This window comes from Candidatus Effluviviaceae Genus V sp. (genome assembly GCA_014728125.1).
GTDB lineage: Bacteria > Joyebacterota > Joyebacteria > Joyebacterales > Joyebacteraceae > WJMD01.
On sequence record WJMD01000111.1, the window covers coordinates 1 to 4,011 of the forward strand.

The 4,011-nt window shown below is 66.6% G+C and carries 5 protein-coding genes; all 5 read left to right on the forward strand.

Annotated elements, in window-relative coordinates; translation table 11 throughout:
- The first annotated feature begins 40 nt into the window (after positions 1-40).
- Positions 41-2,074 carry a sodium-translocating pyrophosphatase gene (locus GF405_06965; protein MBD3367896.1) on the forward strand — a complete coding sequence of 678 codons (2,034 nt, stop codon included), beginning with the start codon at positions 41-43 and terminating at the stop codon, positions 2,072-2,074.
- Positions 2,075-2,109: 35 nt separating this feature from the next.
- Entirely contained in the window at positions 2,110-3,195 is a 1,086-nt protein-coding gene (ychF, locus tag GF405_06970; protein ID MBD3367897.1) for a redox-regulated ATPase YchF, read from the forward strand.
- A gap of 24 nt (positions 3,196-3,219) precedes the next feature.
- Positions 3,220-3,615: a 30S ribosomal protein S6 gene (rpsF, locus tag GF405_06975; protein ID MBD3367898.1), complete on the forward strand. Its 396-nt coding sequence runs from the start codon at positions 3,220-3,222 to the stop codon at positions 3,613-3,615.
- Between the two features lie 20 nt (positions 3,616-3,635).
- Complete coding sequence (rpsR, locus tag GF405_06980) at positions 3,636-3,869, forward strand: 30S ribosomal protein S18 (protein MBD3367899.1); 234 nt, start codon at positions 3,636-3,638, stop codon at positions 3,867-3,869.
- 38 nt (positions 3,870-3,907) lie between these two features.
- The coding region (locus GF405_06985; protein MBD3367900.1) for a 50S ribosomal protein L9 at positions 3,908-4,011 on the forward strand (104 nt) is incomplete at its 3' end.

The following is a 4,011-nucleotide window of genomic DNA, read 5'->3' on the forward strand; positions in this document are numbered from 1 at the left end:
ACTCGAAGCCCCCGGCTCCGAGGGCGGCGCAGGAGGTTGAATGGGACAGCTCGTTCTGCCGTTTGCATCGGGCGTTGCCGGCCTGGTGTTCGTGCTGATCCTCGCCCGGGAGGTCCTCAGGAGCGATCCCGGGAACGAGCTCATGGTTCGCATCTCTCACGCGATCCAGGAGGGCGCCAGAGCGTTCCTGAGACGCGAGTACAGCTATGTGGCGATCCTCGTTGTCGTCGTGGCGGCACTCATCGCGCTCGCACCGACACTCTCCGGCAACCCGGACCTTCCGCTCGGCTGGCGGACGGCCGTCGCATTCGCATTCGGCGCCGTCATCTCGGGTCTGGCAGGGTTCGTCGGCATGAGCATCGCAACAAAGGCGAACGCCCGCACAACTCAGGCCGCCGTGGACGGCGGCGTCAAGGGAGCTCTGGGGGTCGCAGTCTCCGCCGGCTCGGTCATGGGCATGAGTGTGGCGAGCATGGCGCTTCTCGGACTGCTTGCCGTGTACTGGCTCTTCCGGGAGCCGGTCATCGTCAACGGCTATGCGATGGGAGCCAGTCTCGCGGCGCTCTTCGCCAGGTCCGGCGGCGGGCTCTTCACCAAGGGCGCCGACATGGGCGCCGACCTCGTCGGGAAGGTTGAGGCCGGAATACCCGAGGACGACCCGAGGAACCCAGCCGTCATCGCGGACAACGTCGGGGACAACGTCGGAGACGTGGCCGGACTTGGGGCCGACCTTCTCGAGTCATACGTCGAGTCGATCATCGCCAGCATGGCGCTCGCCTCGGCGCTCGTCGCCGGCGCCACGATCTCGGAGCGGCTGATGGCGCTGCCGCTCTCCATCGCGGCGGCCGGGATCATCGCGTCGATCATAGGCATCCTGTTCGTCAAGGCCGTGGGCCGCAGGAACCCGCAGGGCGCGTTGATGGGCGGCACCTACGTCGCCGCGGGCCTCACGGCGCTCGCCAGCTTCTTCATCATCCGGGGCATGGGCACACCGTTCAGCGTCGGCGGCACCGAGTACAGCGCCATGGGGCCGTTCTTCGCAACGCTCGCGGGAATAGCCAGCGGCGTCATCGTCGGGTTCGTCAGCGAGTTCTTCACGAGCTCGAAGTACAAGCCCGTCAAGGAGCTGGCCGAGGCCTCCCAGACGGGACCGGCCATCACCGTCACGAGCGGCACGGCCGTCGGGATGGCCAGCACGGCTGTCCCCGTGCTGGTTCTCGGGATCGCGATCGTCGTGGCGCATCACTTCGCCGGCATGTACGGCATCGCCATGGCGGCCTTCGGCATGCTGGCGACCACCGGCATGGTCGTCGCGGTCGACTCGTACGGACCGGTCGCCGACAACGCCGGCGGCATCGCGGAGATGGCGGGTCTCGACCCGTCGGTCCGCGAGATCACGGACAATCTCGACGCGGTCGGGAACACGACGGCCGCCATCGGCAAGGGCTTCGCCATCGGTTCGGCGGCCTTCGCGGCCATCGGGCTTCTCTCGGCCTACATGGCGTCGGCCGGCATCACGGTCGCCGACCTCTCGAGCCCGAAGGTCATGGCCGGACTCCTGATCGGCGGCATGCTGCCGTTCTTCTTCTCCTCGATGCTCTTCCAGGCCGTCTCGCACGTCGCCTTCAAGATGATCGACGAGGTCCGCCGGCAGTTCCGCGAGATCCCGGGGCTGCTGAAGGGTGAGGTCATGCCCGACTCAGCGACCTGCGTCGACATCAGCACCAGGGGAGCGATCCGGGGTATGCTCAAGCCCGGGCTCCTGGCCATTCTCGTGCCGGTCATCGTCGGGTTCTACGACAAACACACGCTCGCAGGACTTCTGGTCGGCTCGGTCGTCACGGGCGTCGTCCTGGGCATCCAGACCGCAAACTCCGGCGGAGCGATGGACAACGCGAAGAAGTACATCGAGGAAGGTCACTTCGGAGGCAAGGGCTCCGACGCACACAAGGCGGCGGTGGTCGGCGACACGGTCGGCGACCCGCTCAAGGACACGGTCGGGCCGTCGATCAACATTCTGATCAAGCTCATGTCGGTCATCGCACTTGTTCTGGCACCGCTCTTCGTGGATTAGGGCCTGACGCGGCCACAGAGGGAGGATCCGTGGCACTGGCGCTGGGCATCATGGGTCTGCCGAACGTCGGCAAGTCGACGCTGTTCAATGCGCTCGCCGGCACCGCGGTGGCCTGCAGCAACTACCCCTTCTGCACGGTCGACGCCAACGTCGGCGTCGTCCCCGTGCCGGACGAACGACTGACGAGGCTCGGGGAGCTCCTCGAGCCCGAGAAGCTGACACCGACCACGGTCCGCTTCGTTGACATCGCGGGACTGGTCCGCGGCGCGAGTCTCGGCGAGGGACTGGGAAACCGCTTCCTCGCGAACATCAGGGACGTCGACGCCGTCGTTCACGTGGTCCGGTGTTTCGAGGACGCATCTGTCAGCCACGTCGAGGGCGAGACGAATCCGTCCAGGGACATCGACATCATCAGGACCGAGCTTCTGCTGGCCGACCTCGAGACGGCCGAGCGGAACCTCGAGAAGGCGCGGAAGGACGCGGGCCGCGGTGACAAGGAGGCAGGCGAACTGGCCGACGCGCTCGAGCGGGCCCGCGACGCGCTCGACGCCGGAACGCGCATCGCCGACGCGGGGCTGTCTGAGAGCGACAGGGGACACCTGTCCGTTTACCGCTTCCTGACCGACAAGGACACGCTCTACGTCGCGAACATCGGTGAGGATGACGTAGGGACCGCGTCAACGTGGGTCGAGCGGCTGGCGGAGGCGACCGGGGAACCCGACTGGAAGGTCGTGCCCCTGTCGGCGCGCCTCGAGGCCGAACTGGCGGCACTCGACGCCGAGGACCGGAGCGAGTTCGTGGCCGCCTGGGGTTTGTCGGAGGCGGGGCTTCCCAGACTGATCCGGGCGGGCTACCGGCTTCTTGGACTGGTGACGTTCTTCACCATCAAGGGAGACGAGGTCCGGGCCTGGACGGTACAGGGGGGCGCGACGGCGGTCGAGGCGGCCGGGACGATCCACACGGACATGGCCCACGGCTTCATACGGGCCGAGGTCGTTCCGTTCGAGAAGCTCATCGAGGCCGGCTCCATGCATGCCGCCCGCGAGAGCGGCGACGTTCGCACCGAAGGCCGGGATTACGTGATGACCGACGGAGACGTCATGCTGGTGCGGTTCAACTGAGACGTCTCCGCGCGATGATCGATCATGGTGTTCGCACCCGGGCGATGGGCGTCCGGGAGGCAAGCTCCTCGCTCCGCGCATGGTTCGCGGGGCCGGGAAGAGACCGGGAGGAGGCCCGATATGGCACGGAAGTACGAGGGGACGTTCATCTTCGCCCCCGCGCTGGAGGACGCGGCGCTCGACGCCGCGGTGGAGAAGGTCGAGGGGACCATCCGTGAGGCAGGCGGAGCCCCCGGCGAGTGGGATCGCTGGGGCAAGCGGCGCCTGTCCTACGAGATCGAGGACCAGCGCGACGGGCACTACACGTTCCTCTCGTTCGAGGCGGACCCCGCTGCCATCGAGAAACTCGAGCAGCTGTTCCGTCTGGACGAGAACATCCTGAGACACATGATCATCGTCAAGGAAGACCAGAACGACTGACGGTCGAGCGGAGGAAACGCATGCCACGCCGAACACGCGGCAAGATCTGCCGCTTCTGCCAGGACAAGATCGAGCGGATCGACTACAAGGACGAGAAGCGTCTGATGCGGTTCATCACGGAGCAGGGTAAGATCATCCCGCGCCGGGTCACCGGCACCTGCGCCAGACATCAGCGACAGCTCGCGCACGCCGTCAAGCGGGCGCGCTACATCGCGCTCCTTCCGTACGCCGGCAAGCACCATCGGCACGGTTAGAGGCAACCCGAGAGAACACCGAGACCTGGGGAAGAAACATGAAGGTCATTCTGACAGAGGACATCCCTCGGCTGGGCGCCAAGGGTGAGCTGGTCACGATCAAGGACGGCTACGGCAGGAACTACCTCATTCCGAGCGGCAA